The 24,851-nt window shown below is 61.8% G+C and carries 21 protein-coding genes; 6 read left to right on the top strand and 15 right to left on the bottom strand.

Features of this window, described 5'->3' with window-relative positions:
- Nucleotides 1-15: 15 nt before the first annotated feature.
- Nucleotides 16-1,083 carry a PA0069 family radical SAM protein gene (locus HGI47_RS16030; RefSeq protein WP_168853781.1) on the top strand — a complete coding sequence of 356 codons (1,068 nt, stop codon included), beginning with the start codon at nucleotides 16-18 and terminating at the stop codon, nucleotides 1,081-1,083.
- A 37-nt stretch (nucleotides 1,084-1,120) separates the two neighbouring features.
- Here the strand turns inward: HGI47_RS16030 and HGI47_RS16025 are convergent, their stop codons facing one another.
- The 7 genes from HGI47_RS16025 to HGI47_RS15995 all read right to left on the bottom strand — a co-directional run bounded on the left by HGI47_RS16025 (nucleotide 1,121) and on the right by HGI47_RS15995 (nucleotide 10,263).
- A complete protein-coding gene (locus HGI47_RS16025) occupies nucleotides 1,121-2,737 on the bottom strand; it encodes a long-chain fatty acid--CoA ligase (RefSeq protein WP_168853780.1) in 1,617 nt (538 codons plus the stop codon).
- A gap of 19 nt (nucleotides 2,738-2,756) precedes the next feature.
- The gene (dnaE, locus tag HGI47_RS16020; protein ID WP_168853779.1) at nucleotides 2,757-6,347 is read right to left on the bottom strand and encodes a DNA polymerase III subunit alpha; all 3,591 of its coding nucleotides are present in this window, start codon (nucleotides 6,345-6,347) and stop codon (nucleotides 2,757-2,759) included.
- A gap of 74 nt (nucleotides 6,348-6,421) precedes the next feature.
- Complete coding sequence (locus tag HGI47_RS16015) at nucleotides 6,422-6,910, bottom strand: glutathione peroxidase (RefSeq protein ID WP_168853778.1); 489 nt, start codon at nucleotides 6,908-6,910, stop codon at nucleotides 6,422-6,424.
- 82 nt (nucleotides 6,911-6,992) lie between these two features.
- A complete protein-coding gene (locus tag HGI47_RS16010) occupies nucleotides 6,993-7,256 on the bottom strand; it encodes a hypothetical protein (RefSeq protein ID WP_168853777.1) in 264 nt (87 codons plus the stop codon).
- 50 nt (nucleotides 7,257-7,306) lie between these two features.
- On the bottom strand, nucleotides 7,307-7,996 hold the full coding sequence (locus HGI47_RS16005) for an ABC transporter ATP-binding protein (protein ID WP_168853776.1): 690 nt from the start codon (nucleotides 7,994-7,996) through the stop codon (nucleotides 7,307-7,309).
- Nucleotides 7,989-9,230 carry a lipoprotein-releasing ABC transporter permease subunit gene (locus tag HGI47_RS16000; protein WP_168853775.1) on the bottom strand — a complete coding sequence of 414 codons (1,242 nt, stop codon included), beginning with the start codon at nucleotides 9,228-9,230 and terminating at the stop codon, nucleotides 7,989-7,991. The genes HGI47_RS16005 and HGI47_RS16000 overlap by 8 nt, the downstream gene beginning before the upstream one ends.
- A gap of 94 nt (nucleotides 9,231-9,324) precedes the next feature.
- Complete coding sequence (locus tag HGI47_RS15995) at nucleotides 9,325-10,263, bottom strand: MASE1 domain-containing protein (RefSeq protein ID WP_168853774.1); 939 nt, start codon at nucleotides 10,261-10,263, stop codon at nucleotides 9,325-9,327.
- Between the two features lie 166 nt (nucleotides 10,264-10,429).
- Between HGI47_RS15995 and purF the strand changes: the two genes are divergently transcribed.
- From purF to HGI47_RS15980, 3 genes are all read left to right on the top strand, one after another.
- Nucleotides 10,430-11,920, top strand: a complete 1,491-nt coding sequence (gene purF, locus HGI47_RS15990) for an amidophosphoribosyltransferase (protein ID WP_168853773.1) — start codon at nucleotides 10,430-10,432, stop codon at nucleotides 11,918-11,920.
- Nucleotide 11,921: 1 nt separating this feature from the next.
- A complete protein-coding gene (locus tag HGI47_RS15985) occupies nucleotides 11,922-12,629 on the top strand; it encodes an SDR family NAD(P)-dependent oxidoreductase (protein ID WP_168853772.1) in 708 nt (235 codons plus the stop codon).
- Nucleotides 12,630-12,724: 95 nt separating this feature from the next.
- A complete protein-coding gene (locus HGI47_RS15980) occupies nucleotides 12,725-13,078 on the top strand; it encodes a PilZ domain-containing protein (protein ID WP_168853771.1) in 354 nt (117 codons plus the stop codon).
- On the opposite strand, the gene HGI47_RS15975 is transcribed toward HGI47_RS15980, so the two are convergent.
- The 5 genes from HGI47_RS15975 to HGI47_RS15955 form a co-directional block, all read right to left on the bottom strand.
- Nucleotides 13,065-14,336 (bottom strand): cyclopropane-fatty-acyl-phospholipid synthase family protein, encoded by a 1,272-nt coding sequence (locus HGI47_RS15975; RefSeq protein ID WP_168853770.1) that lies wholly within the window; start codon nucleotides 14,334-14,336, stop codon nucleotides 13,065-13,067. The genes HGI47_RS15980 and HGI47_RS15975 overlap by 14 nt on opposite strands.
- A gap of 37 nt (nucleotides 14,337-14,373) precedes the next feature.
- Nucleotides 14,374-15,738 (bottom strand): deoxyribodipyrimidine photo-lyase, encoded by a 1,365-nt coding sequence (locus HGI47_RS15970; RefSeq protein ID WP_168853769.1) that lies wholly within the window; start codon nucleotides 15,736-15,738, stop codon nucleotides 14,374-14,376.
- Between the two features lie 76 nt (nucleotides 15,739-15,814).
- A complete protein-coding gene (locus HGI47_RS15965; RefSeq protein ID WP_168853768.1) occupies nucleotides 15,815-16,789 on the bottom strand; it encodes a metal-dependent hydrolase in 975 nt (324 codons plus the stop codon).
- Nucleotides 16,790-16,871: 82 nt separating this feature from the next.
- Nucleotides 16,872-17,924: a 2-oxoacid:ferredoxin oxidoreductase subunit beta gene (locus tag HGI47_RS15960; protein ID WP_168853767.1), complete on the bottom strand. Its 1,053-nt coding sequence runs from the start codon at nucleotides 17,922-17,924 to the stop codon at nucleotides 16,872-16,874.
- Nucleotides 17,921-19,870: a 2-oxoacid:acceptor oxidoreductase subunit alpha gene (locus HGI47_RS15955; protein WP_168853766.1), complete on the bottom strand. Its 1,950-nt coding sequence runs from the start codon at nucleotides 19,868-19,870 to the stop codon at nucleotides 17,921-17,923. Before HGI47_RS15955 ends, HGI47_RS15960 begins: the two co-directional genes overlap by 4 nt.
- 204 nt (nucleotides 19,871-20,074) lie before the next feature.
- Here HGI47_RS15955 and HGI47_RS15950 point away from each other — a divergent pair, with 204 nt between their 5' ends.
- Together HGI47_RS15950 and HGI47_RS15945 are read left to right on the top strand one after the other, a co-directional pair.
- Nucleotides 20,075-21,028: an alpha/beta hydrolase gene (locus HGI47_RS15950; protein WP_168853765.1), complete on the top strand. Its 954-nt coding sequence runs from the start codon at nucleotides 20,075-20,077 to the stop codon at nucleotides 21,026-21,028.
- Nucleotides 21,025-21,516: an RNA pyrophosphohydrolase gene (locus HGI47_RS15945; RefSeq protein ID WP_168853764.1), complete on the top strand. Its 492-nt coding sequence runs from the start codon at nucleotides 21,025-21,027 to the stop codon at nucleotides 21,514-21,516. The genes HGI47_RS15950 and HGI47_RS15945 overlap by 4 nt, the downstream gene beginning before the upstream one ends.
- A gap of 98 nt (nucleotides 21,517-21,614) precedes the next feature.
- Here the strand turns inward: HGI47_RS15945 and HGI47_RS15940 are convergent, their stop codons facing one another.
- From HGI47_RS15940 to guaB, 3 genes are read right to left on the bottom strand one after another with little or no spacing between them, the layout of a single operon-like run.
- Nucleotides 21,615-22,121, bottom strand: coding sequence for a hypothetical protein (locus HGI47_RS15940; protein ID WP_240950231.1), 507 nt, complete (start codon nucleotides 22,119-22,121; stop codon nucleotides 21,615-21,617).
- Between the two features lie 54 nt (nucleotides 22,122-22,175).
- Nucleotides 22,176-23,363, bottom strand: a complete 1,188-nt coding sequence (locus HGI47_RS15935) for an RsmB/NOP family class I SAM-dependent RNA methyltransferase (RefSeq protein ID WP_168853762.1) — start codon at nucleotides 23,361-23,363, stop codon at nucleotides 22,176-22,178.
- Between the two features lie 10 nt (nucleotides 23,364-23,373).
- Nucleotides 23,374-24,831, bottom strand: a complete 1,458-nt coding sequence (gene guaB / locus HGI47_RS15930; RefSeq protein ID WP_168853761.1) for an IMP dehydrogenase — start codon at nucleotides 24,829-24,831, stop codon at nucleotides 23,374-23,376.
- Between the last annotated feature and the right edge of the window lie 20 nt (nucleotides 24,832-24,851).

Raw genomic sequence — 24,851 nt, 5'->3', positions numbered from 1 at the left:
ATGTTCTAATGCGCCATGTCGATTCACGGAAGAGGAGCGCAATCGGCGCAAGTGCCCACCCGCTTCGGCCTCGCCACGCGCGAGGCCGATGGTGATTGGCTGGACGCATGCGAAGGGATTGACGGCCCCGGCCCCAAGCTGCGCACCACCGTAACAGAGGAACACCCGCGTTCGATCCTCAGCTTCAACCGCTCGCCCGACGTTCCGTTCGACCGCTCGGTCAACGCCTATCGTGGCTGCGAACACGGCTGCATCTATTGCTACGCCCGGCCCACCCACGCTTACCACGATCTGTCGCCCGGCCTCGATTTCGAAACGAAGCTCTTTGCAAAGCCAGAGGCTGCAGGGCTTTTGCGTGAAACGCTGGCCAAGAAGGGCTATGCGCCCGCTCCCATCGCAATGGGAACGAACACCGATCCCTATCAGCCGATTGAGGGGCGATACCGAATCACGCGAGCCGTGCTGGAACTGTGCCTCCAACTGCGCCATCCGGTGACGATCACCACCAAGTCCGCCCGCGTGCTGGATGATATCGGTCTGCTGGCGGAGTTGGCGCGGCACCGGCTGACGGCTGTTGGCATATCGGTCACCAGCCTTGATCCGCGCCTGTCCGGCCTCCTCGAACCGCGCGCATCTTCGCCCGCCAAACGACTGGACGCATTGGAAAAACTGGTAAGTGCGGGCATACCGACTCACGTCTCCATCGCGCCGGTGATCCCCGCAATCACCGACGAGTTCATGGAAGCGATCCTCGAAACCGCCGCTGCGCGCGGCGTGCGATCCGCCAGTTGGATTATGCTCCGCCTGCCGCACGAAGTGGCCCCGCTGTTCCGCGAATGGCTGGAGACGCATTTTCCCGACCGCGCAGCGAAGGTCATGTCCATCGTCCAGCAAGTGCGCGGGGGGAAAGATAATGATGCGCAATTCTTCACGCGGATGAAGCCACAAGGTGTTTGGGCCGATCTGATCCGCACCCGCTTCCGCATCGCCTGCCGCAAATTCGGCATCTGCAAGACGCACGTCGACCTTGATTGCACGCAGTTCAAAAGACCCAGCTCTAACGGCCAGTTAGACCTGTTTTAACGCGCTTTGCCGACACTTAGGTGCATCTAGGTGCACTTCAGGCGACCTGATCCCAGGTGTATTCCCGGAACTGTTCGCGCAGATCCTTCTTACTGATCTTGCCGGTGCCGGTGTGCGGAATCTGGTCCACGAAAGCGACCGCGTCGGGCACCCACCACTTGGCCACATGCTGCGCCAGATAGGCCTTCAGCTCCGCCTGCGAAACCTGCTGTCCCGGCTTGGTCACCACCACCAGCAAGGGCCGCTCGTCCCACTTGGGATGATAGACGCCAATGGCTGCAGCCTCTGCTACGGCGGGATGGCCAACGGCGGCGTTTTCGAGTTCGACCGAACTGATCCATTCGCCGCCGGATTTGATCACGTCCTTGGTACGGTCAGTCAATTGCAGGGTGCCATCGGGGTGGATCACGCCCACATCGCCGGTATCGAACCACTGCCCGGCCACCACCGCATCGGTGTCTGCCTTGAAATAGCGTTTCACAATCCACGGCCCGCGCACTTGCAGCGCGCCCGCTGTCACGCCGTCGCGCGGCAGGACCATTTCGGGATTACCCAGATCGACGCAGCGGATTTCCACGCCGAAAGGTGGGCGGCCCTGCATCGCCTTGACGGTCACCTGTTCGTCAAACGTCAGTTCGTCCCAGTTGGCCGTTTCCGCGCCGGTGGTGCCGATGGGCGAGGTTTCGGTCATGCCCCATGCGTGGGCAACGCGAAGCCCTGCGCGCATGAAGCGTTCGATCATGGCGCGCGGCATGGCCGAACCACCGCAGACGATGGTCTGCAAGGACGGCGGAATTTCGCCACCGTTGTGCGCATCGACATGCTGAAGTAGCGCCAGCCAAACCGTGGGCACCCCCGCCGAACAGGTGACCTTTTCACGGTTCATCAGATCGCACAGCACCGCGCCATCATTGACCGCCGAATAGACGAACTTCGCCCCCGCTGCCGCGCCCGCCCACGGCAACCCCCAACTGGCCGCATGGAACATCGGCACGATGGGCAGCATGACCGAGCGGCAATCCATGCCGAAAATCGGCGGGCTGATCGCGCTGAGGGCATGGAGCATGGTGGAACGGTGTTCGTAGAGTACGCCCTTGGGATTGCCGGTGGTGCCGCTGGTATAGCAGAGCATACAGGGATCGCGCTCGTCCCCATCGTGCCATTCGGCCACGCCGTCTTCAGGGCCGATCCATTCTTCGAAATGGATGGCCGGTTCGCTGCTGTCATAGCAGATGTAATGTTCGACAGTGGGCCAGCGTGGCTTCATCCGTTCGATGATGGGCGCCCACAGCTTGTCGAACAGCATCACCCGGTCTTCAGCGTGGTTGACGATGAAGTCCAACTGATCGTCGAACAGGCGCGGGTTCACGGTATGAAGGATGCCGCCGACGCCAACCGCGCCATACCACGAAACGAGATGGCGGTGGTGATTCATTGCCAGCGTGGCAATGCGGTCCCCCGGCTTCACGCCGAGGCGGCGCAGGGCCTGAGTCATGCGTAGCGCATCGTGGCGCACATCTGCCCAATCGGTGCGGGTTTCGCTGCCATCGGCCCAGCGGCTGACGATTTCGCGGCCACCGTGTTCGCGCGCAGCGTGATCGATCAAGTGTGTAACCCGCAGCTTCCAGTCCTGCATCGCGCCCAGTTGCTGCATCGCTCTCTCCGTTTGGTTTTTATTCCACCAGCCGCAGATGCCTTTCCGGTCTTGCGGTGAGGGCTACATTGGCAAGCCCTTCTATCGGAATCAATCGCTCGATTAAGTCACTGTCCAGTTTAAAATCATTGCCAAGCCGGACGAGCGGTTCCTTCGGCCCACCGGTACGCAACCGGGCCAGCACTTCGCCCTTTCCGCCCGCTTCGCGCGGCAGCAGCATGGCAAGTTCGGAAATCGCCTCAAGCTTGCTGACGTCGAGTTTCAGCAACATGCGCGAGGCATTGGTGACCGAGGCCAGTGGACGCGCGCCGCGCACGGTGACGCGGGGCGGTTCATCGGGGTTGGGCCGATCCAGTTCGACATTGAGCAGTACGCATGTGCCTTCACGCGCCCACTGCTGGAACGGTTCGACCAGCGATTCTTCAAAGCAGGACGCGGAGAACAGGCCCGAACTGTCGGAGAAGTCGGCCATGACGAAATCCTTGCCCTTCTTCGTCTTACGCTTCTGCACGTTCTCCACCAGCGCTGCCATGACCGCGCCGGAACGTCCGCCCGGCTCGCCCGTGCCAGTCATCAGGCTGCCATAGGAGCGCGCGCCGTTGGCAGAGGCGACCGCGCGATATTCCTCCACCGGATGCGCGGCGAAATAGAAGCCGAAGTTCTCGCGCTCTGCCGCCATCTGGTCGGCCCGGCTCCACGGCTTTGTCTCGGCAAGGCGCGTGGCGGGGGTGGCGTGATCGTCTCCGCCGAAGAGGCCTCCCTGCCCCGACGTGCGCGACCGGACGGCTTCGTCAGCCACGGCCATCAGCAATTCGGCATTGGCGATCACTTGCGCGCGGTTGGGTTCGAGGCAATCGAGCGCGCCGCCTGCGGCGAGGGCTTCCAACTGGCGGCGGTTCATCGATCCTGCCGGGAGACGGCGGAACAGATCGTCGAGCGAGGCGAAGGGACCATTGCCCTCGCGCTCCGCCACGATCTGTTCCATCGCCTTTTCACCCACGTTCCTGAGGCCCGCCAGCGCATAGCGCACGGCGAAACCGTCACTGGTGCGCTCTACGGTGAACTCTGCCTCGGAATGGTTGATGTCCGGCCCGGCGAGCGCAACGCCGTTGCGGCGCATGTCATCGACGAAGACCGACAGCTTTTCCGACTGGTGCATGTCGAAGCACATCGCGGCGGCATAGAATTCGTGCGGATAGTGCGTTTTAAGCCACGCCGTCTGGTAGGCGAGCAGCGCATAGGCGGCAGCGTGCGATTTGTTGAAGCCGTAGCCTGCGAACTTGTCGATCAAATCGAACAGTTCGTTGGCCTTGGCCGCGGGAATGCCCGAAACGTCCTTGCAGCCATCGACGAAGCGCTGGCGCTGCGCGTCCATTTCGGCCTGCACCTTCTTGCCCATCGCGCGGCGCAAAAGGTCTGCATCGCCCAGCGAATAGCCCGCCAGGATCTGCGCGGCCTGCATCACCTGTTCCTGATAGACGAAGATGCCGTAAGTTTCAGACAGGATGCCCGCCAACTTTTCATGCGGATATTCAATGCTTTCCAGCCCGTTCTTGCGACGGCCGAACAAGGGGATATTGTCCATCGGCCCGGGCCGGTAGAGCGAAACGAGCGCGATGATGTCGCCAAAATTCGTGGGCTTTACCGCCGCCAGCGTGCGGCGCATCCCTTCGGATTCCAGCTGGAACACGCCGACGGTATCGCCTGACTGGAGCAGCTTGTAGGTCTGCTCGTCATCCCATGCCAAGGCGGACAGGTCGATCTGGATGCCGCGCTTGCCCATCAGGTCTACCGCCTTGCGCAGGACCGACAGCGTTTTCAGGCCGAGAAAGTCGAACTTCACCAGCCCCGCATCCTCGACATGCTTCATGTCGAACTGCGTGACCGGCATGTCGGAACGCGGATCGCGGTAGAGCGGGACGAGTTGCGCCAGCGGGCGGTCACCAATCACCACGCCCGCCGCGTGGGTGGAACTGTTGCGCGGCAGGCCTTCAAGCTGCATCGCAAGATCAATCAGGCGCTTCACGTCTGGATCGCGGTCGTATTCACGCTTGAGTTCGGCCACGCCGTTCAATGCGCGGGGCAGCGGCCACGGATCGGTGGGATGGTTGGGCACCATCTTGCACAGGCGGTCGGTCTGACCATAGCTCATCTGCAGGATGCGCCCGGTATCGCGCAGCACGGCGCGGGCCTTCAGTTTACCGAAGGTGATGATCTGCGCGACGTGATCCAGCCCATATTTGCGCTGCACATAGCGGATCACTTCCCCGCGCCGGGTTTCGCAGAAGTCGATATCGAAGTCTGGCATCGAAACGCGTTCCGGGTTGAGGAAGCGTTCGAACAGGAGGCCCAGCTTGATCGGATCGAGATCGGTGATCGTCAGCGCCCAGGCGACTAGGGAGCCTGCACCCGAACCGCGCCCCGGCCCCACAGGAATGTCGTTTTCCTTGGCCCACTTGATGAAGTCGGCCACGATCAGGAAGTAGCCGCCAAAGCCCATGCGATTGATGATCGCGATTTCGAACTCAAGCCGCTTGCGATAATCGAGAACTTCTTCCCACACGCCCGCGACGTTGAGTTGCGGGTATTCCGCCGCATCCGGTTCGGCATCGGGACCAAGACACAACACACGATCAAGTTCGGCGTGGGCGACTTCGGGATAATAGGGCCGCAGCCGCAGGACGAGGCCCTTGCGGCTGTCCTCGGCGCACATGCGCGCTTCGCCTTCCTGATCGCCGGCAAGGCTGGGCAGGATCGGCTTGCGCTTGGGCGGCATGGTCGCACACCGCTGCGCCACGACCAGCGTGTTGGCGAGTGCTTCGGGCAAGTCCTTGAACAGTTCGGCCATCACCTCGGCAGGCTTGATCCACCATTCCTTGCCTGAGCGTGGGCGGTCGGCGCTATCGACATGCGTGGAGCTGGCGATGCACAACATGGCGTCGTGCGCATCATAGAAGCTGCGTTCGGCAAAACAGGCCGGATTGGTGGCAACAAGTGGGATGTCGCGCGCATAGGCCAGATCAATCAGCGCTTCTTCCGATGCTTCTTCCTGCGCATCGTTGCGGCGGGCGATTTCTATATAGAGGCGCTGGGGGAACAGTTCCTGCAACCTATCGAGGTAGGCTTCTGCGGCGCTCTGCTGCTGTCCGGCGAGCAGGCGGGCAAGCGCGCCTTCCCCGGCGGCAGTCAGGCAGATCAGGCCATCAGTGTGGCCCACAAGGTCTGCCAGTACCACATGCGCGTCAAACTCCAGCGGGCGATCCAGATGCGCCCGGCTGACGAGGTGGCACAGATTGTCATACCCCGTGGCATCCTGCGCATAGAGCGCCAGCCAGTCTATCGTCGGGGACGCAGGCCCGAAACCGGTGGCAGCCCCTTCCCGCTCTGGCCGCGCCACAGCGAGCATGGTGCCGATAACCGGCTGCACGCCCATATCCTTGCACGCCTTGGCATAGGCCACGCTGCCGTAGAGGCCGTTGCGGTCGGTAATAGCAGCAGCCGGAAAGCCGCGTTCTGCCGCTGTCTTGGCGATGGCCTTCGGATCGATCGCGCCATCGAGCATCGTGTAGGACGAGAAGATGCGGAGCGGGACGAAGGGGGCGTGGGGCATGGGGTTCAAGGTAGGAAGAAGGCCGCGCACTTGCGAGAGGCGCGGCCTTCTTCGGGCTATCTTATCGACAGATTCTACAGCAGCTTTTCGATGTCCTTCGCAATGCTCTCCGGCTTGTCGGTCGGCGCATAGCGGCGCACGACCTTGCCATCGCGGCCGATCAGGAACTTGGTGAAGTTCCACTTGATGCCCTTGGTGCCAAGCACGCCGGGGGCTTCCTTTTTCAACCAGTCATAGAGCGGGTCGGCATTGTCGCCATTGACCTCGATCTTGGCCATGAGCGGGAAGCTGAGGCCGAAGTTGACCTTGCAGAAACTTTCGATCTCGTCCGCCGTGCCGGGTTCCTGCCCGCCGAACTGGTTGCAGGGGAATGCGAGCACTTCGAAGCCCTTTTGGCCGTAGTCCTGCCACAGCTTTTCCAGCCCATCGTACTGTGGGGTGAAGCCGCATTTGGAAGCGGTGTTGACCACCAGCAGAACTTTGCCCTGCTTGTCGGCAAGATCGATAGTCTCACCATTGGGCTTCTTTACCTTGAAATCGGCAATAGTGGTGGGTTCGGTCATGCAGGCGCTCCCCAATGCAGTTGCCCCCGCAACGTCTCATGGCGTCCGGGGGCAATCAAGCGCGGAAACATGCAATTTTGCGTCAGGCGGGGAAGTCGCTCCGCGTGCGGAGCGCCATGATCTCTGCGGGGTTGTACTGCCGATCACCGCTCTTTTCGATAACGAGATTAACGCGTTCGCCTTCCGGCATTCTGGCGACCATGCGGACCATGTCGGCAAAGCTGCCCGAATGGAGCGTAGCGAAGCCGTGGAATACGCCGTCGGCAGCCTCGCGGCGCAAGACGGTGGCATGATCGGTCCAGAAAGAAGCCTTGTCAGGTGCTTCAGCGCGGATCGTGGTGTTCATGGGTACGATCTCCTTTGCCCGATGAAACGCGCGAAGGTGATCTTGTATCCCTATTCCAGCACGCCTTCGTGCAGGCGAACCACGCGATCCATGCGGAGAGCGAGGCGTTCGTTGTGCGTCGCGATCAGGGCAGCGCTGCCTTCACCCCGGACGAGTTTGAGGAATTCTTCCAGCACGCGGTCAGCCGTGGCTTCATCAAGGTTACCAGTGGGTTCATCGGCCAGGACCATCTCTGGCCGGTTCGCCAGCGCGCGAGCCACCGCGACTCGCTGCTGTTCGCCGCCGGAAAGCTGGCTGGGGCGATGGTCCAGACGCTTGGCGAGGCCAAGTGCGGTCAGCAGTTCGGTGGCGCGCGCCTCTGCTTCGGCACGCGGTTTGCCGGCTACCATCTGCGGCAGGACGACGTTCTCTATCGCGTTGAAATCAGGCAGGAGGTGGTGGAATTGATAAACGAAACCGAGGTGATCGCGGCGGAGCGTGGTGCGATCATCGCCCGAAAGCTCTGACGCATTTGTGCCCGCAATCTCGATCAGGCCGGAAAAGCCGCCTTCGAGCAGGCCGATGGCTTGCAACATCGTGGATTTGCCCGAACCGGACGGGCCGAGCAGCGCGACGATCTCTCCGGGGCGAATGTCGAGATCGACACCGCGTAGAACATCGATGGTCACACCGCCTTGGCTGAACGAGCGCCGGAGTTCTTTGAGGCGCACCACGGGGGTTTTGGCAACGGGATCACTCATAACGCAGCACCTGAACGGGGTCCGTGCTCGCGGCCTTGAGTGCCGGATAGAGCGTGGCGAGGAACGAGAACAGCAGGGCCATCAGGCAGATCGTGGTGATCTCCACCGGATCGGAGCGGCTGGGCAGTTCGGTGAGGAAGCGGATCGAGGGATCCCACAGGTTCTGCCCGGTGATCCACTGGATCGCGTTGACGATAGGCTGGCGGAAGAACAGGAACACGAAGCCAAGGCCAAGGCCGGATAGCGTGCCCATAGCGCCGATCACGAAACCGATGGTCACGAAGATCTTCAGCAGGCTTTTGCGCGTGGCCCCCATCGTGCGCAGGATCGCGATGTCGCGCGTCTTGGCGCGAACGAGCATGATCAGCGACGACAGGATGTTGAACACGGCAACCAGCACGATGATCGACAAGACGATGAACATGGCTACCCGTTCCACCGCCAATGCCTCAAACAGGCTGGCGTTGATGGTCTTCCAGTCGGTGACGACGGCAGTGCCTTCAAGTTCCTTGGTTATCGGAGCCAACGTCTGCGAAACGGTATCAGCATTGGTCGTCGTGACTTCGATCATGCCGATGGAATCGCCGGTGAGCAGCAGTGTCTGCGCATCGGCGATGGGCATGACGACATAGGCGTTGTCGTAATCATAGACCCCGACCTCGAAGATCGCTGCCACGACATAGCCGATTTCGCGCGGGACAGTGCCGAACGGTGTCGCCCTGCCCTGCGGGTTGATGATCGTGATCGTATCGCCCACCCGCGCGCCGAGGTTCTGCGCGAGCCGCGATCCCAGCGCGATGTTGCCCGATCCGGGCCGCAGCGAGGCAATCACGCCATCGACGCGCTTGTCTTCAAGCCTTTTGATATCGCCATCGGTGTTGCCACGCACCAGCACGGCCTCAACCCGGCCGTTGAAACTGGCAAGCAGTGGCTGTTCAATCAGCGGCGAAGCATGGGTAACGCCGGGTGTTGCCTCTACCCGCTTGAGAATATCCTGCCAGTTTTCGAGCCGGCCGCCATAGGCCTGAATGATCGCGTGGCCATTGAGGCCGACAATCTTGTCGAGCAGTTCGGCGCGAAAGCCGTTCATCACGCTCATGACGATGACCAGCGCCGCAACGCCGAGCATGACCGCAACAAGGCTTATGCCGGCAACGAGCGCGATGAACGCCTCGCCCCGGCCCGGCAGCATGTAGCGCTTGGCGATGGTCCATTCGAAGGGGGAGAGGATCAAGCAGCAGCCCTTTGGAAACGGTTTGCCGGTTGCACGCAGAAAACGGCGCAGGCGGCTGCGGATGTAGGGTGAAGCGGCAAAAACGGCAATGCCTCTAGAGCATTGAATGGTTCTGGTTTTCCAGCTCAGCGATCCGGGCTCGCATTCGCCGCATTTCAAGTACGCGCTTTGCACGCTGACATTGCAGCGGCAGCGAGGTCAATACCGTCACGCCAACATATAGTTGAAAGAACTGGACGCGGTCGCCCATCTGCCAGTCCATTGCCGCGATTGGCCCCATTCCGGCAACGGTCATCCCCCCGCCAATCACGATCAGCAGCAAGGGCAACTGGGTGAGAATTGCACTGGGCACCGTCGCCGAAGCGACCAGGAGGTAAACCATTGGGAACACCAGCAACGCCCGCATATCCAGCACGAACACGGTAACCGTCAGCACGGAGAAGGTTCCGATAACCAACGCAGCCAACGGCAGCATGTCCTGCGGTGGAAGTGCGCTACGCCCGCGGCCAAGCCGACCGTAGATGAAGTGGAACACCGGCAAGCAAGCGAGCAGGCCCAGCGCGTGACCGATTATCCAGCGGGTGAAATTTTCGATCACTGGCTGTCCGTGGACAACCCAGGCCGTAAATGCCGCGAGGGCACCGGAGAGCAAAGGCACCGTCAGGCCAATGCCGATGTAAAACGAAGCCACCCATTCCAGCGCTTCGTAAGGCCAGAATGCTTTCGTTATGCGCCGCCAGATCACCGCTGCAGCAACCGCTTCGAGGATGTTGATGACCGCAAACGGAAATGCCGCCATCCAGCCGAAACCCCACAGCCCGGTAGCGATGAAGCTTGCGATGGCACTACCGACCACCCACGGCATCCAGCGATGTTCGGGCAAATGCAGCAGGCGGCCTGCCAGCATGGCACTGGCGATCCACACCATCGCCACGCCGCCGGTAAATCTGCCAAACGCGACCGAGCCCGCGGCCAGGGCGAAGTAGGTTAGTGAAACCCCGGCAGGACATGCAAGAAGGCGAGCGATGCGCATCGGCTATTATCTGAATGATTTTGGTTAAGATTTTGCAGCCAAGCGCCGGCAGTGTGCCGTTCTGCGCGCATTGATGAAACCTAACCCTTGCCTTCGCGGGCAAACGTCGCCATTTGGGCGCCAGCTTTGGCCGACGCGCTTGCGTCCACGCGAGTCCACGGGACCCATGACCTCACATAACGACCTCTTCGACGCTGCCCCTTGGGATATCGGGGGCGATGACGACAAGCTGCGCGAAGAGTGCGGCATTTTCGGCGTACTCGGCGTCCGTGACGCTGCGACGACAGTTGCGCTGGGGCTTCACGCATTGCAGCATCGCGGGCAGGAAGCTGTTGGCATCACCAGCTTTGATGGGCAGGAGTTCTATTCCCGCAAGGGCATCGGCCACGTTGCGGCAAACTTCTCCAGCGGATCGGCATTGGCCGAACTGCCGGGGATGATGGCTTCGGGCCACGTTCGCTATTCCACCACCGGTGGTGCTGGCGTGCGCAACGTTCAACCGTTGTTCGCAGACCTTGCGTCTGGCGGGTTCGCCATCGCGCATAACGGCAACATCTCGAACGCGATGTTCCTGAAGCGCGATCTGGTGCGCAAGGGCGCGATCTTCCAGTCTACCTCCGATACCGAGGTGATCATCCACCTCGTCGCTACCAGTCGCTACCCGACCCTGCTGGACCGGTTCGTGGATGCGCTGCGCCTGGTCGAAGGTGCCTATTCGCTGATCTGCATGACTCCGCAGGGTATGATCGCTTGCCGTGACCCGCTGGGCATCCGTCCGCTGGTAATGGGAAAGATTGGTGACGCCATTGTCTTCGCCAGCGAAACCGTAGCCCTTGATGTGGTCGGTGCCGATTTCGTGCGTGAAGTTGAACCGGGCGAACTGATTCAGGTGGACCTTGATGGAAAGCTCAGCACGCATCGCCCCTTTGGCACGCCCGACGCGCGCCCGTGCATTTTCGAGCACGTCTATTTCAGCCGCCCGGATTCGATCATGGGCGGCAATTCGGTCTATCAGGTGCGCAAGGCCATCGGCGCGCAACTGGCCATCGAAAGCCCGGCAGATGCGGATCTGGTGATCCCCGTGCCCGACAGCGGCGTTCCTGCCGCACTGGGCTATGCGCAGCAATCGGGCATTCCGTTCGAGCTTGGCATCATTCGTTCGCACTATGTTGGCCGCACGTTCATCCAGCCTTCAGATGGCGCGCGCAATGCCGACGTGAAGCGCAAGCATAACGCAAACCGCGCACTGGTGGCGGGTAAGCGCATCGTGCTGATCGACGATTCAATCGTGCGCGGCACCACCAGCCTCAAGATCGTGCAGATGATGCGCGATGCAGGGGCCGCAGAAGTGCATATGCGCATCGCCAGCCCGCCGACCGAACATTCATGCTTCTATGGCGTGGACACGCCCGAAAGATCGAAACTGCTCGCCGCACGTATGGATGTGCAGGCGATGGCAGACTTCATTCATGCCGATAGTCTGGCCTTTGTTTCCATCGACGGCCTATACCGTGCCGTCGGTGAGCCTGAGCGCAAGAAGTCTTGCCCGCAGTATTGCGATGCCTGTTTCACCGGCGAATATCCGACCCGGTTGACCGACCTTGCCCAGCGCGAAAACCCCGATCAGCTTTCGCTGCCGGTCGAAAAGGTTGCCTGACATGGACCTGACCGGCCAGATCGCGCTGGTGACCGGCGCAAGTCGCGGCATTGGCGCGGCCACGGCCAAGGCGCTGGCGGCAGCAGGCGCACACGTCGTGCTGGTGGCGCGCAGTGCCAAGGATCTGGAAAAGATCGAGGAAGATATCTTCGAGGCGGGTGGCAGTGCCACCATCGCCCCTGTTGATCTTGCCGAGCCTGACAGCATTGCACGCCTTGCCACGGCCATTTCCGGGCGGTGGACGGCACTGGACGTGCTGGTAATCAACGCTGCCACCTTCCCCACGCTGACCCCTGTCTGGCAGATCGACCCACGTGAATTCAATCAGGCGCTGACGCTGAACGTGCTGGCGACGCAGGCCCTGCTCGCCGGGTTTGACGGAATGCTGCGCAAGAGCAAGGACGCGCGGGTGATTGGCGTCACCAGCAGCGTTGGCGCAAATCCGCGCGCTTATTGGGGTGCCTATGGCGCATCCAAGGCCGCGTTCGATACCCTGCTCAATTGCTATGCGCAGGAAGTGCGCAATACCGCTTCGATCCGCGTGGCCGTGGTTGACCCGGGTGCGACCCGCACCAAGATGCGCGCCAAAGCCTATCCTGGCGAGAACCCGGAAAGCGTGAAACCGCCCGAAGCGGTGGCTGACGCCGTAGTTGCGCTTCTTGGTGAACAGTTTGCCAGTCCACACCGGATTCGCGTTAACCAGGATTGATTATCCCGTTTTAACAATCTGGGCGGATTCTTGACGTCAGTTTGCCGAAGCGTTTGCGGCAGGCTTATGATGCCAATGGGTCAAGGATGCCCCGCATGACTGCGACGGACTGGAACACAGACATCTATGCGCAGGCGGCGCTGGAAGATCGCAGCGCGCAACGGCAGCGCGTAAACATTCCCGCCACGCTGCGGCCGTCCGGTGGGCAGGTTTTTCATACAGTCGTTCTCGATCTAGCGCTTGGCGGCTTCTGCGCGAATGCCCTGCAGCGAATGTCTCCGGGAGATCGCTGCTGGTTGAAGCTGCCCGGCACGCAGGGTCTGCAGGCCGAAGTGGTGTGGTGGGATGCTGGCCGCGTTGGCTGCGCCTTTGCAAACCTCCTTAGCCCGATCGTCCATGACACCATCCTTGCCCGCTATCGCGGCGACGGGGCGTTCAAGCGGATTTGACCAGCGTGATCTGGCTGACGTTGATGCCACCACCACGGAAACCGCCCTCGCAATACATCAGGTAATACCGCCAAAGATCGACGAAACGGCGATCGAAACCGTGCGGCAGACGCCCCTCGTCCAGCGCACGATCCAGAGTATCGCGCCACTGTTTCAGCGTGCGGGCATAATCGAGGCCGAAGTCCTCACGATCCTGCCATGTCAGGCCGCGCTCCTGCGCAAGGCGGGCGAACTCGCGCTCGCTGATCAGCAGGCCACCGGGGAAAACATAGGCCTGAATGAAGTCGGCGCTGGCGGCATAGGCATCGAACAGATCATCGCGGATCGTGATATATTGCAGCGCCGCCCGGCCGGCGGGCTTCAGGCAACGGGCGAGGCAATCGAAATAGGACGGCCAATATTCGCGCCCCACCGCCTCGACCATTTCGACGCTGGCGATAGCATCGTATTGGCCGGTAACGTCGCGATAGTCCTGATGGCGGTATTCTATGCCCGAAAGGCCTGATGTGGCCAGTTCCAGACGCGCCCATTCCAACTGCTCGTCCGACAGGCTGATGCCGGTGACGTTGGCGCCAGTGGTTTCGGCAAAGCGCCGCGCAAGATAGCCCCAGCCGCAACCGATCTCCAGCACATCGCTGCCCGGCGACAGGTGCAGACGCGCCCCCAGACGGTCAACCTTGTTGGCCTGCGCCACTGCCAGTGGAGCATCAGGTGCGAGGCCGTGCCACAGCGCGCTGGAATAACTCATCGTTTCATCGAGCCACTGGCGGTAGAAGTCGTTGCCGAGATCATAGTGCGCGGCGATGTTCCGGCGGGCCTGCGCCTTCGAGTTCTTGCGCAGGAAATTAAGCACGCGCCCCGCCAGCCGCCACGGTCCCTTGGCGCGACCAACATCGCCCAGTGTGGCCGCATTGCGCATGAACAGATCGAAGATCGGCACGGGATCCGGGCTATCCCATTCGCCCGCCACCCATGCCTCGTACCAGCCGATAGAGCCTGCGGTGCCGAGGCGAATCAAGGCGTTCCAGCTTTTCAGATGGATGCGCGCAACCGGCCCTTCACCCCGCCCGCCTACGCTGCGCTGCGATCCGTCGGGAAGCGTGGCGTGGATCGTTCCCTGCACAAGGCCCCGGTCGATGCGGTCCACCACTTTGCTGAAGGAACCGGAAAACAGGTGCGCCAACCGGCGGCCGACGGCGGACATGTTCCAGCCTCCGGCAACCAGATGCCCTCCCCTCGTTGGCGTCTGTGCGTTCATCATGTCGATATGTCGTGGGCGAGCAGAACCTGCAAGGTCAACCGGCAGCTTTCATTTCACCATGCGCGGCAAGCGCGCGGGCCCGCGCCTCTGCATGGGGCACGATCTTGGCCGGATATCCGCTTGGAGGGATAGCGGGATCGTGAATATCATCGTCTGGTAAGTGCGCCAGTTCCGGCACCCACTGGCGGATGTAACCTGCCGCATCGAACTTTGGCGATTGCGTGAGCGGAGCCATAATCCGCACGAACATGTTCGAATCGACGCCTGTGCCCGCCGTCCACTGCCAATTGACAGCGTTCGAACCGTAGTCTGCGTCGACCAGCGTATCCCAGAACCACCGCTCGCCCTCGCGCCAGTCGATCAGCAGGTGCTTTACCAGAAAGCTGGCGGCGATCATGCGGACGCGGTTGTGCATCCAGCCGGTGTGCCACAATTCTCGCATTCCGGCATCGACGATGGGGTAGCCGGTCCGGCCGTGCTGCCATGCCTTCAAACCCGCATCATCATCGCGCCATTCCAAGCGATCATAGGCTTCGCGCGCGTTCTTTGTGCCGTAATCGGGGAATTGCAGGATCACGTTCTGTGCATAATCGCGCCAGCCGAGCTCGCCGAGAAACACATCGACTGAACCGCCTGCATCGGCCACCCGGTGCCAGATCGTCGCTGGAGAAATCTCGCCGAAATGGAGATGAGGCGAAAGACGCGAGGTGCCTTCGACCGACGGCAGGTTGCGACACTCGCCATAGCGGTCGGCACGATCCGCGAAGTCATCAAGGCGTACCAGCGCGCCTGCCTCGCCCGGCGTCCATTCCTCACGCATCCCGCCTGCCCAATCGGGTTTGGTCGGCAGCAACCCCCAATCGTCCAGCGCATCGCTTTTGGGCCACGTCGGCGGCGGGCTGAGGCTGTCCGGCGCCGGGGTTGGCGCCGCAGGAGGCATACGTTCTTTCAGCGCATTCCAGAACGGGGTGTAGATCTTGTACGGCGCACCACTGCCTGTAAGCACAGTGCCAGCGGGAGCAAGGTAATTGCCGTGGTGCAGTTCCAGTCGCAGCGCCTTGGCCACCGCCTTTTCAGCATTGCGCCACCACGGCTCGTAGTGATGCAAGGCATGAACCGTGCGCGCGCCCGTTTCCCGGCGGATCGCGGCAAGTTCTTCATGACACTTGCCGCGACGCAGGATCAGACGCGAGCCGCGCTGGCGCAAGGCCTTGTCCAGACTGGAAAGGCTGAAGTGCAACCACCAGCGTGATGCTCCACCCAGGCGGCGGTGCTTGGGTGTTTCGTCGTCCAGCACATAGACCGGAATTACCGGCCCTTCTGCCGCAGCAGCCAGCAAAGCGCCCTGATCGGCAAGACGAAGGTCGCGGCGGAACCAGACAATAATGGGAGCGGACATGAAGATACATTGGCCACTCACCGCCCGGCTTTCCACCCTTGCCGACATGCCCCTTTGGGCAGGGTGCGGTGAAAGGTCAGTGGTTTGAGACCGTCGCCGCGGCGCACTCCGCTTTACTCAATACTATCATCGCGCTGGCATTGAAGTTTTCGCGCATGGCCGGTGCGGCAAAGCGCGCATCGCCAAATGTCACCCGCGCGATGCATTGTCGTTGTTCGATCATGGCGAAGGGCATTTGCGACCATGCCAGAAAATCGCGCACGTCATGCGTGGCAATCGTTGCTCGCCTGACGAGCGGATCGGCCATCTTGTCTGGCAGCGGCGGTTGGTGATCATAAACCGCCTTAAGGCTGCGCAGTGGGTCATATTGTGCGCGGCCAATAATGCCATGCTGCCGCCAGAGCATGTCGCGCCGCCAAAACAGCAATGGCTCTGGCGAGGCGAACACGCGATCCGGTGCCGGATACGGTGCGGACATGCGCAGGGCATCTCCAGCCATCCGCGATATGCCGATGTTGATGAGGATAAAGACAAAAGCTATCGCCAGCGCTGCTAGAGTCGGCACGCCGTTCCTCTTGCGCCGCGCCATCCAGATGCCCAGCCCGAGTACCGCCAGCAGCCACGGTGACACGATGAACAAGCCATCGGTGTGGAACCAGCGGTCGCTGAGCGGCGACATCAGTTGCACCGCATAGACGTTTTGCAGATCGAGCAGCGGATGCGTTAACGCGCCGAGATAGCACAGCGTGACCAACCAGCCGAAGTGCATCGGCAGGGCACCATCATCAATGCGCCCCCTCGCCGCTTGCCAGCGGTCAAGCAACCAGAGCAAGCCCGCCAGCATCAACGGCATCACCAGCACACCGCCGACCAACCCGTGCGTGAAACCCCGGTGCATCGCCAGCGGTGCCCACGGCACCCAGCCAAAAAACACATCGATATCCGGCATGTTCGCCGCAAGGACGCAAGCGACAAGCCCTTTGCGCGTGCGGTTCTTGAGGCCCGTTTCAGCCAGTGCCCAACCGACGAGGCTGTGGGTCAGGTTGTCCATTGTTTGACCTCAAGCAAAAGGCCGCAAGAGCGCGACAGAATCGCGTTCTTGCGGCCTTGCGAATGCGGATGAAGCAGGATTGTCAGATCGGATCAGCAGCCGTGCCGCTGACTGTCCAGGTCTGGCCCTTGCCAAGGAGCTTGGCGAGGTTGGCGTCCTTGCCCTTGCGGGCCTGTTCGTCTTGCCCCAGCAGCACGTCTTCATAGCTTGGGCGCGCATCGTCGTAGATCACGCCAAGCGCCATCGGGAATGGGCCGAACGGCATTTCGACCAGCATGTGGGCAATAGCGCGGTTCTTCACGTTGTGGACGATGACGCCCGCCGCCTGCCAATCACCACCTGCAACATCGACGACCTTGAGACTAAGCGTGTCCATGTCGAGCGCGATGCCCTTAACCCCGCCCGACTTTTCCGAACCGAACAGCATCGGCTCGCCATCCGTCAGCCACAGCTGGTTCTGGTCGGCGACGCCCTTGGCGACGAAATCGGCGAAGCGATCCTTGTTGTAGACGATGCAGTTCTGGAAGATTTCCACGAAGGCTGCGCCCTTGTGGGCATGGGCCGCCTTGAGCACGGCAGGCAGGTTCTTCGACACGTCATAGGCCCGCGCGATGAAACGCGCGCCCGAACCGAGCGCAAAGGCGCAAGGCAGCGCGGGACGGTCCACCGAACCCAGCGGCGACGTGGGCGAATTGGTGCCTTCGCGGCTGGTCGGCGAGAACTGGCCCTTGGTCAGGCCGTAGATCTCGTTGTTGAACAGCAGGATCTGCACGTTCACGTTGCGACGCAGGATGTGCATCGTGTGATTACCGCCGATGGACATGCCATCGCCGTCACCCGTGACCAGCCACACATCGAGGTCCGGGTTCGCCAGCTTGATGCCGGTGGCAAAAGCCGGCGCACGGCCGTGGATCGTGTGGAAGCCGTAGCTTTCCACGTAGTAGGGGAAGCGGCTCGAGCAGCCGATGCCCGAAACGAACACGGTGTTCGAAGGATCGGCGCTGATCTCAGGCAGGGTGCGCTGCACCGCCTTGAGAATCGCGTAGTCGCCGCAACCCGGGCACCAGCGCACTTCCTGGTCGGTTTCCCAGTCCTTGAGCGTGGTCTGGACCGCGATCTTGGTCATCTCGTTCATGGATTGTCACTCTTGATGCTGGGCAGCTGCGTCTTGTCGGCATCGACCTCGCCACCGGCGTGGCCGCCGAGCGTGTCCACGATAGCGGCTTCGATTTCCGCGATGGTGAAGGGCTGGCCGCTGGTCTTGTTGAGCGGCTGGGCGTCGATCAGGAACTGGTCGCGCAGCACCGTCTTGAACTGGCCGGTGTTCATCTCTGGCACCAGCACCTTGTCGTAGGACTTGAGCAGGTCACCCAGGTTCGACGGCATCGGCCAGATGTGGCGGACGTGGACGTGGCTGACGTCGAGGCCCTTGCGGCGGGCGCGGCGCACGGCCTGATAGATCGGGCCATACGTGCTGCCCCAGCCAACGACCACGAGCTTGCCCGAAGTCTCACCGTGGTTGACTTCCTGCAAGGGGATCGAGTTCGCAACGCCTTCGACCTTGGCCTTGCGCGCGTCGGTCATGATCTGGTGGCTGGCAGGTGAGTAGTCGATGTTGCCGGTGCCGGGGTTCTTCTCGATGCCGCCAATGCGGTGCATCAGGCCCGGGGTGCCGGGCTTGATCCACGGACGCGCGCCCTTTTCATCGCGCGCGAAGGGCAGCAGTTCGCCATTAGGGCCGTTCTTCTCTTCGAGGAACGTGACCGGGAACGGCTTGAAGCTCTCCGGATCGGGCACCTTCCACGGCTCGGCCGCGTTGGCGATGTAGCCGTCGGTCAGGAGCATAACCGGGGTCATGTATTCCACCGCGATGCGGCAGGCCTCGATGGCCACCTCGAAGCAATCCGAAGGGCTGCGGGAGGCGATGACCGGCATCGGCGCGTCACCGTTGCGACCATAGACGGCCTGGTAAAGGTCCGACTGCTCGGTCTTTGTCGGCAGGCCCGTGGAAGGACCGCCACGCTGCGAGTTGACGATGACCAGCGGCAGTTCGGTCATGATCGCAAGGCCCATCGCCTCACCCTTGAGCGCGATACCGGGGCCGGATGAAGACGTCACACCAAGTTGGCCCGCATAGCTTGCACCGATAGCCGAGGCGATTGCGGCAATCTCGTCTTCTGCTTGGAAGGTGGTGACGCCATATTCCTTCAACCGCGCAAGGTTGTGCAGGATCGCCGATGCAGGCGTGATCGGATAACCGCCGAAGAACATCGGCAATTCGGCAAGCTGCGCACCGGCAACAAGACCGAGACTGATGGCCTCTGCCCCAGTAACCGTGCGGTACAGGCCCGGTTCGCTCTCGACCGGAGCGATGTGATACTGCTTGAGCGGCCCTGCCAGTTCAGCCGTTTCGCCATAGGCGTGCCCAGCATTGAGCGCAGCAATATTCGCCTCGGCCAGAACCGGGTTCTTTGCGAACTTGGCGTTCAGCCAGTCGATCAGCGGCTGCCGGTCACGGTCGAACATCCACAGCGCAAGGCCCAGCGTCCACATGTTCTTGCAGCGCAGCGCTTCCTTGTTGCCAAGGCCGAAAGGCTTCACCGCTTCAAGCGTAAGTGCCGAAATGTCAAACGCGAGGAGCTGCCACTTTTCAAGGCTGCCATCCTCAAGCGGGTTGATCTCGTACTTGGCCTTTTCAAGGTTGCGCTTGTTGAACTCGCCCGTGTCGGCGATGATCAACCCGCCCACCTTGAGCGCGCCGACATTGGTCTTGAGCGCAGCAGGGTTCATGGCCACCAGGACATCGGGCTGATCGCCCGCAGTGTCGATCTCGGTCGAACCGAAATTGATCTGGAAGGCAGAGACGCCGAACAGCGTGCCTTGTGGCGCACGGATTTCTGCCGGAAAGTCCGGGAAAGTCGCCAGATCGTTGCCCGCCAGCGCAGTGGAAAGCGTGAACTGACCGCCGGTAAGCTGCATACCGTCGCCGGAGTCACCGGCAAAACGCACGACCACCGCTTCGGGGGTGGGAGATTCCTTGCCGCCCGTCAGCGCGTCCGGTCCATCAACAAGTGTAGCCATATCGTCCTCTGCTGCGCGCCGGGAATTTCACCCGATGCTGAAACGCGCCTATGCCCCTCTCGCTGCCTTCGCAAAGAAGAAAATCTGCGCATGACGAAAAATCCTCCTGCGCTCTTGATTCCGAACGCGCTTGCCCGTCAAGTTGCAAACACAAACTTACTGCGATGTTTATAACGAATCCTGTCACGGGAACGAGGATCTGCCATGACCGAGCCTACCCCACATTACGTGCGACCAGACGTGCAGGCCTTTCTGGCCTTTCTCAACGGAACCGATGCCCCGCCGATGAGTCAGCTTGGGCTGGAGGCGGCGCGCGCCAGCTACATCGCAATGGGACAACTGGCAGAGGCAGAGCCGCGTGAACTGGCGGTCATCCGGGATCTGACCTGCCCCGGCCCTGCAGGCGACATTCCGCTGCGGCTTTATGATCTGCGCGAGACGCGCGATCCCGGCCCAGCAGTGGTATTCCTCCACGGTGGCGGCTTCGTGATTGGCGATCTGGAAAGCCACCACAGCCTTTGCACCGAAATCGCAGCAGAACTCGATATGCCGCTGATCGCGGTGGACTATCGCCTTGCCCCTGAACACCCCTTCCCCGCCGCGCCAGATGATTGCGAAGCCGCAGCACGCTGGGTCGCCGCCAATTCGGCAGCACTGGGCCGCGAAATCACGGGTCTGATCCCGATGGGCGATTCTGCGGGCGGCAACCTGACCATCGTGGTGACGCAAGCCCTCACCGAAACGCCTGCTGCCGTGCCGGTGATCATGCAGGTGCCGATCTATCCGCTCTCTGATGATAAACCCGATCACCAGTCGTTCCGCGATTTTGCAGAAGGGTTTCTGCTGACCGCAGATTCGATGCAATGGTTTGCACAAGCCTATCAAGCTGTTACCGGGCACAAACGGGCCTATCCGATCTATGGCGATCATTCGACTACGCCGCCAACGGTGCTAGTGACGGCAGGTCTCGATCCGATTCGTGACAGCGGGCGGGTCTATGGCGCGGAACTGATCCGTTCCGGTTCCGAAGTTGTGTTCCTTGAAATGAAAGGGACGATTCACGGCTTTACCCAAGTGCGCAAGGCGATCCCAAGCGCGCAGGACGATATGCAGTCGATCTTCAAGGCCGTGCGACTGCTGCTGGAAAGGTTGAAATGAACGACGAATTTGCCGGGCTTCCCTATCGCCCCTGTGTCGGTGTCATGCTTGTGAACAGCGCTGGGCGCGTGTTCGTGGGCAAGCGGATCGACAACAAGGAAGTGAATGCGGACGCCTGGCAAATGCCGCAGGGCGGGATTGACGAGGGCGAGGAGCTTCACCCCGCCGCGCTGCGCGAGTTGGAAGAGGAAACCGGGGTACCGTCGCATCTCGTCACGATCATCGCGGAAAGCCGCGAGGAGCATCTCTACGATCTGCCCGATTTCCTGATGGGCAAGTTGTGGGGCGGCAAGTATCGCGGCCAGCGCCAGAAGTGGCTGCTGATGCGCTTTGCCGGAGAGGATGCCGACATCAACCTCGAAGCGCATGAACATGCAGAGTTCGAAGCATGGAAATGGGTTGAACCTGAACTACTGCCCGACCTGATCGTGCCGTTCAAGAAGCGAGTCTATCGGCAGGTCGTGGAAGAGTTTCGCGGGCTGATCTGACCCGCGCAGAGTGCTACGCGCCCTCGCGAAGGCGGAGGCCTCAGCCGATTTACATCAAAGTTCCATAACACCACCAAGATCCCCGCCTTCGCGGGGTCTCAGTTATTCTCGACCTTTGGCTCTGCCGTAACCGCCTCTGCCGAAAGCACCTTTGGCGCAGGCCCGCGTGAAATCGCGGCGGAAAGTTCTGCCGTTTCGGCGCAGCCCTTGCCACACAGGCCTTCAAGCCGGGTCAAGTTGCGCTTGGCCTTTTCGACCGCGCCCTTTTCCACCATCGCCCCACCTTCACCTGAAATGGCAACGACGTTGTTGGGTTCGCGCGAGAGAACCTCGCGGTAATAGTGGATCGCCTTGCCTTGCAACCCATCGCGGCGCGCGGCATCGGCAAGCCCAAGAAGCGCCGCACTGCTGGCAGGATCAATCACCAGCGCCGTTTCGAAACTGTCGGTAGCCGTGCCTGCATCGCCTTTGGCCAGCGCAGCGCGACCCTCTTTGAGAAGAGCTTCCACGCGCGGGTCAACAGGGGCCGAACTCCTCGCCACGCCCATGCTTCCGGTCACGCCGACAACCAGCGACAGGGCAAAGGCAACGGGGGCGTAACGCATCAGCAACTCCTTGAGCCGGAGACGATCACTGGATGAACCGGCCTGCATGACGCTTCAATTAACACGCCGCACGAGTGTTGCGAAGAAAAACCCGTCGGTCCCGTCCCGAAAGGGCACGAGCCGCCAGCCAGAGCCGTGCTGACTGCCCGCAGGCAGCGGTGGCAAGGCCACGTCCCAGCCCGGATTGGCCGCAAGAAAGGTATCGATACGGTCTTTCCCTTCCGCATCGAGCAGCGAACAGACCACATACGTCAGCCGCCCACCGGGACGCACCAGACTTGCTCCTACGGTCAGGACGTTGCCCTGCATCGCGCAATAGCGGTCAATCGCCTTGGCATCGAGCCGCCAGCGCGCTTCGGGATTGCGCCGCCATGTGCCGGTGCCCGAACATGGCGCGTCGATCATCACGGCATCGGCCTTGCCTTGCCAGTCGGCCAGCATCTCGATCTCACGCCCCGGATTAAGGAGGCGCGTTTCGGCCAGCACTCCGGCGCGTGCGGCACGATCTGGCAGGCGCGAAAGGCGCGCACGGTCGATGTCGCAGGCAAGCAGTTGGCCCTTGTTGGCCATCGCCGCGCCCAGCGCCAGCGTCTTGCCGCCTGCCCCGGCACAAAGATCAACTACCGCTTCGCCCGGCTGCGCGTCCAACGCCATGCAGGTAATCTGGCTGCCTGCATCCTGCACTTCGAACAGGCCTTCGCCAAATTCGGGCCAGCTTTCCGCCGCCGTGCCCGAAGGAAGGCGCAAGGCGTGCGGTGCAATGGCAGGTTGCGCGTCCACAGGCAACCTTGCGCGCAGATCATCGCGCGTGATCTTGAGCGTGTTTGCCCGGATGTCGAGCGGGGCACGCCCCAACAAGGAACCTTGCGCTTCGGCATCAAGGCCCGACGCGCTCAATTGCTCGACCAGCCATGCCGATGCGATGCCGCCATCGGCCATAGCCTCCCCCGCCTCTATCGGCGCAGGGCCATAATTGGAGCCATCGAACAGCGCAGCGAGCGCGGTATCATCCGCCGCCAATCGCAGCATCGCGGCACGTCCAGTCATGGGAACCGGCCCGCAGGCCCGGATCGCACTCCATACCAGTTCGCGTATGGCGCGACGGTCTTTCGAGCCGACATAACGCCGCGCCCGGAACCACTCCGCCGCAATCCGGTCTGCCGAGGCTCCCTGCCCCCGCGCCGCAGCGATCACCGCGTCGAGCAGGTCAATCGCGGCTTGGCCCCGCGCCGAAGGCGTCACTCCGGTAGCCTCAGCCCGCCTTGTAGTTCGGCGCTTCGCGGGTGATTGTCACGTCATGAACGTGGCTTTCGCGCAGCCCCGCATTGGTGATACGCACGAATTGCCCACGCTTGCGCAGATCTTCAATGGTACGGCTGCCGGTATAGCCCATCGCAGCCTTCACGCCGCCGACAAGCTGGTGAACCACATCCTTGGCCGGCCCCTTGTAGGGCACCTGACCTTCGATACCTTCGGGCACCAGCTTCATCTGGTCCTTGATGTCCTGCTGGAAATAGCGGTCGGCGCTACCGCGCGCCATCGCGCCGACCGAACCCATACCGCGATAGGACTTGTAGGCACGCCCCTGATACAGGAACGTCTCGCCCGGTGCTTCCTCGGTGCCTGCCAGCATCGAACCGATCATGACAGAGCTTGCCCCGGCCGCGAGAGCCTTGGCCGCATCGCCAGACGTGCGCAGACCGCCATCGGCAATCACTGGGACGCCGGACTTCTCGGCTTCCTCGGCACATTCCATCACGGCGGTAAGCTGCGGCACGCCAACGCCTGCCACGATGCGCGTGGTGCAGATCGAACCCGGCCCAATGCCCACCTTCACGCCATCCGCGCCTGCATCGATCAGCGAGCGCGTGGCTCCGGCCGTGGCAACATTGCCGGCAATCACCTGAACGGAGTTGGACAGTTTCTTCGCCGCCTCGACTGCGCGCGCAACGTCACGATTATGGCCGTGCGCGGTATCGATGATCACCACGTCGCATTCGGCTTCAACAAGTGCCTGTGTGCGGGCAAGCCCCTTTTCGCCCACAGTCGTTGCCGCAGCAACGCGAAGACGCCCAGCAGCGTCCTTGGTCGCATCAGGGAAAGTTACCGCCTTTTCAATGTCCTTCACGGTGATCAGGCCGATGCAGTGGAAGGAATCATCCACCACCAGCAGCTTTTCGATCCGGCGTTGGTGCAGAAGGCGGCGTGCATCGTCTCCGCTGGTGCCCAGCTTTACCGTGGCAAGGTTCTCGTGCGTCATCAGTTCGCGCACGGGCTGCAACGGATTGTCGGCAAAGCGCACATCACGGTTGGTCAGAATACCAACAAGGCGGCCCGACGCCTCAACCACCGGGATGCCGCTGATCTTATTGGCACGCATGATCGCGTTCGCCTCGCCCAGCGTGGCATCGGGCGAAATGGTGATCGGGTTGACGACCATGCCGCTCTCGAACCGCTTGACCGCGCGGACCGCAGCGCACTGTTCCTCGATCGAAAGATTGCGGTGCAGCACGCCAATGCCGCCAAGCTGCGCCATGACAATCGCCATGTCGGCTTCGGTAACGGTGTCCATTGCCGATGATACGACCGGGATGTTCAGGCTGATGCCCTTGGTCAGCCGTGTGCGGGTATCGGCCATCGAAGGCACAATGTCCGACTCGGCAGGACGCAGCAGCACGTCGTCGAAGGTAAGGCCGAGAGGGATATCCATGATGCGTGCCACTTCTGTAG

Origin of the sequence: Novosphingobium sp. ERN07 (assembly GCF_012641335.1) — a bacterium.
Taxonomy (GTDB): domain Bacteria; phylum Pseudomonadota; class Alphaproteobacteria; order Sphingomonadales; family Sphingomonadaceae; genus Novosphingobium.
The sequence above is the reverse complement of the archived record's forward strand: the minus strand, read 5'-3'. Positions and strand labels throughout refer to the sequence as shown.

Coding starts and splice junctions, on each gene's coding strand:
- HGI47_RS15995 (WP_168853774.1), bottom strand. CDS start 10,263: ATGCGCATCGCTCGCCTTCTTGCATGTCCTGCCGGGGTTTCACTAACC.
- HGI47_RS16010 (WP_168853777.1), bottom strand. CDS start 7,256: ATGAACACCACGATCCGCGCTGAAGCACCTGACAAGGCTTCTTTCTGG.
- guaB (WP_168853761.1), bottom strand. CDS start 24,831: ATGGATATCCCTCTCGGCCTTACCTTCGACGACGTGCTGCTGCGTCCT.
- HGI47_RS16005 (WP_168853776.1), bottom strand. CDS start 7,996: ATGAGTGATCCCGTTGCCAAAACCCCCGTGGTGCGCCTCAAAGAACTC.
- HGI47_RS15965 (WP_168853768.1), bottom strand. CDS start 16,789: ATGGACAACCTGACCCACAGCCTCGTCGGTTGGGCACTGGCTGAAACG.
- HGI47_RS15985 (WP_168853772.1), top strand. CDS start 11,922: ATGGACCTGACCGGCCAGATCGCGCTGGTGACCGGCGCAAGTCGCGGC.
- dnaE (WP_168853779.1), bottom strand. CDS start 6,347: ATGCCCCACGCCCCCTTCGTCCCGCTCCGCATCTTCTCGTCCTACACG.
- purF (WP_168853773.1), top strand. CDS start 10,430: ATGACCTCACATAACGACCTCTTCGACGCTGCCCCTTGGGATATCGGG.
- HGI47_RS16025 (WP_168853780.1), bottom strand. CDS start 2,737: ATGCAGCAACTGGGCGCGATGCAGGACTGGAAGCTGCGGGTTACACAC.
- HGI47_RS15940 (WP_240950231.1), bottom strand. CDS start 22,121: ATGCGTTACGCCCCCGTTGCCTTTGCCCTGTCGCTGGTTGTCGGCGTG.
- HGI47_RS16030 (WP_168853781.1), top strand. CDS start 16: ATGTCGATTCACGGAAGAGGAGCGCAATCGGCGCAAGTGCCCACCCGC.
- HGI47_RS15945 (WP_168853764.1), top strand. CDS start 21,025: ATGAACGACGAATTTGCCGGGCTTCCCTATCGCCCCTGTGTCGGTGTC.
- HGI47_RS15970 (WP_168853769.1), bottom strand. CDS start 15,738: ATGTCCGCTCCCATTATTGTCTGGTTCCGCCGCGACCTTCGTCTTGCC.
- HGI47_RS16015 (WP_168853778.1), bottom strand. CDS start 6,910: ATGACCGAACCCACCACTATTGCCGATTTCAAGGTAAAGAAGCCCAAT.
- HGI47_RS15955 (WP_168853766.1), bottom strand. CDS start 19,870: ATGGCTACACTTGTTGATGGACCGGACGCGCTGACGGGCGGCAAGGAA.
- HGI47_RS15980 (WP_168853771.1), top strand. CDS start 12,725: ATGACTGCGACGGACTGGAACACAGACATCTATGCGCAGGCGGCGCTG.
- HGI47_RS15950 (WP_168853765.1), top strand. CDS start 20,075: ATGACCGAGCCTACCCCACATTACGTGCGACCAGACGTGCAGGCCTTT.
- HGI47_RS15960 (WP_168853767.1), bottom strand. CDS start 17,924: ATGAACGAGATGACCAAGATCGCGGTCCAGACCACGCTCAAGGACTGG.
- HGI47_RS15975 (WP_168853770.1), bottom strand. CDS start 14,336: ATGAACGCACAGACGCCAACGAGGGGAGGGCATCTGGTTGCCGGAGGC.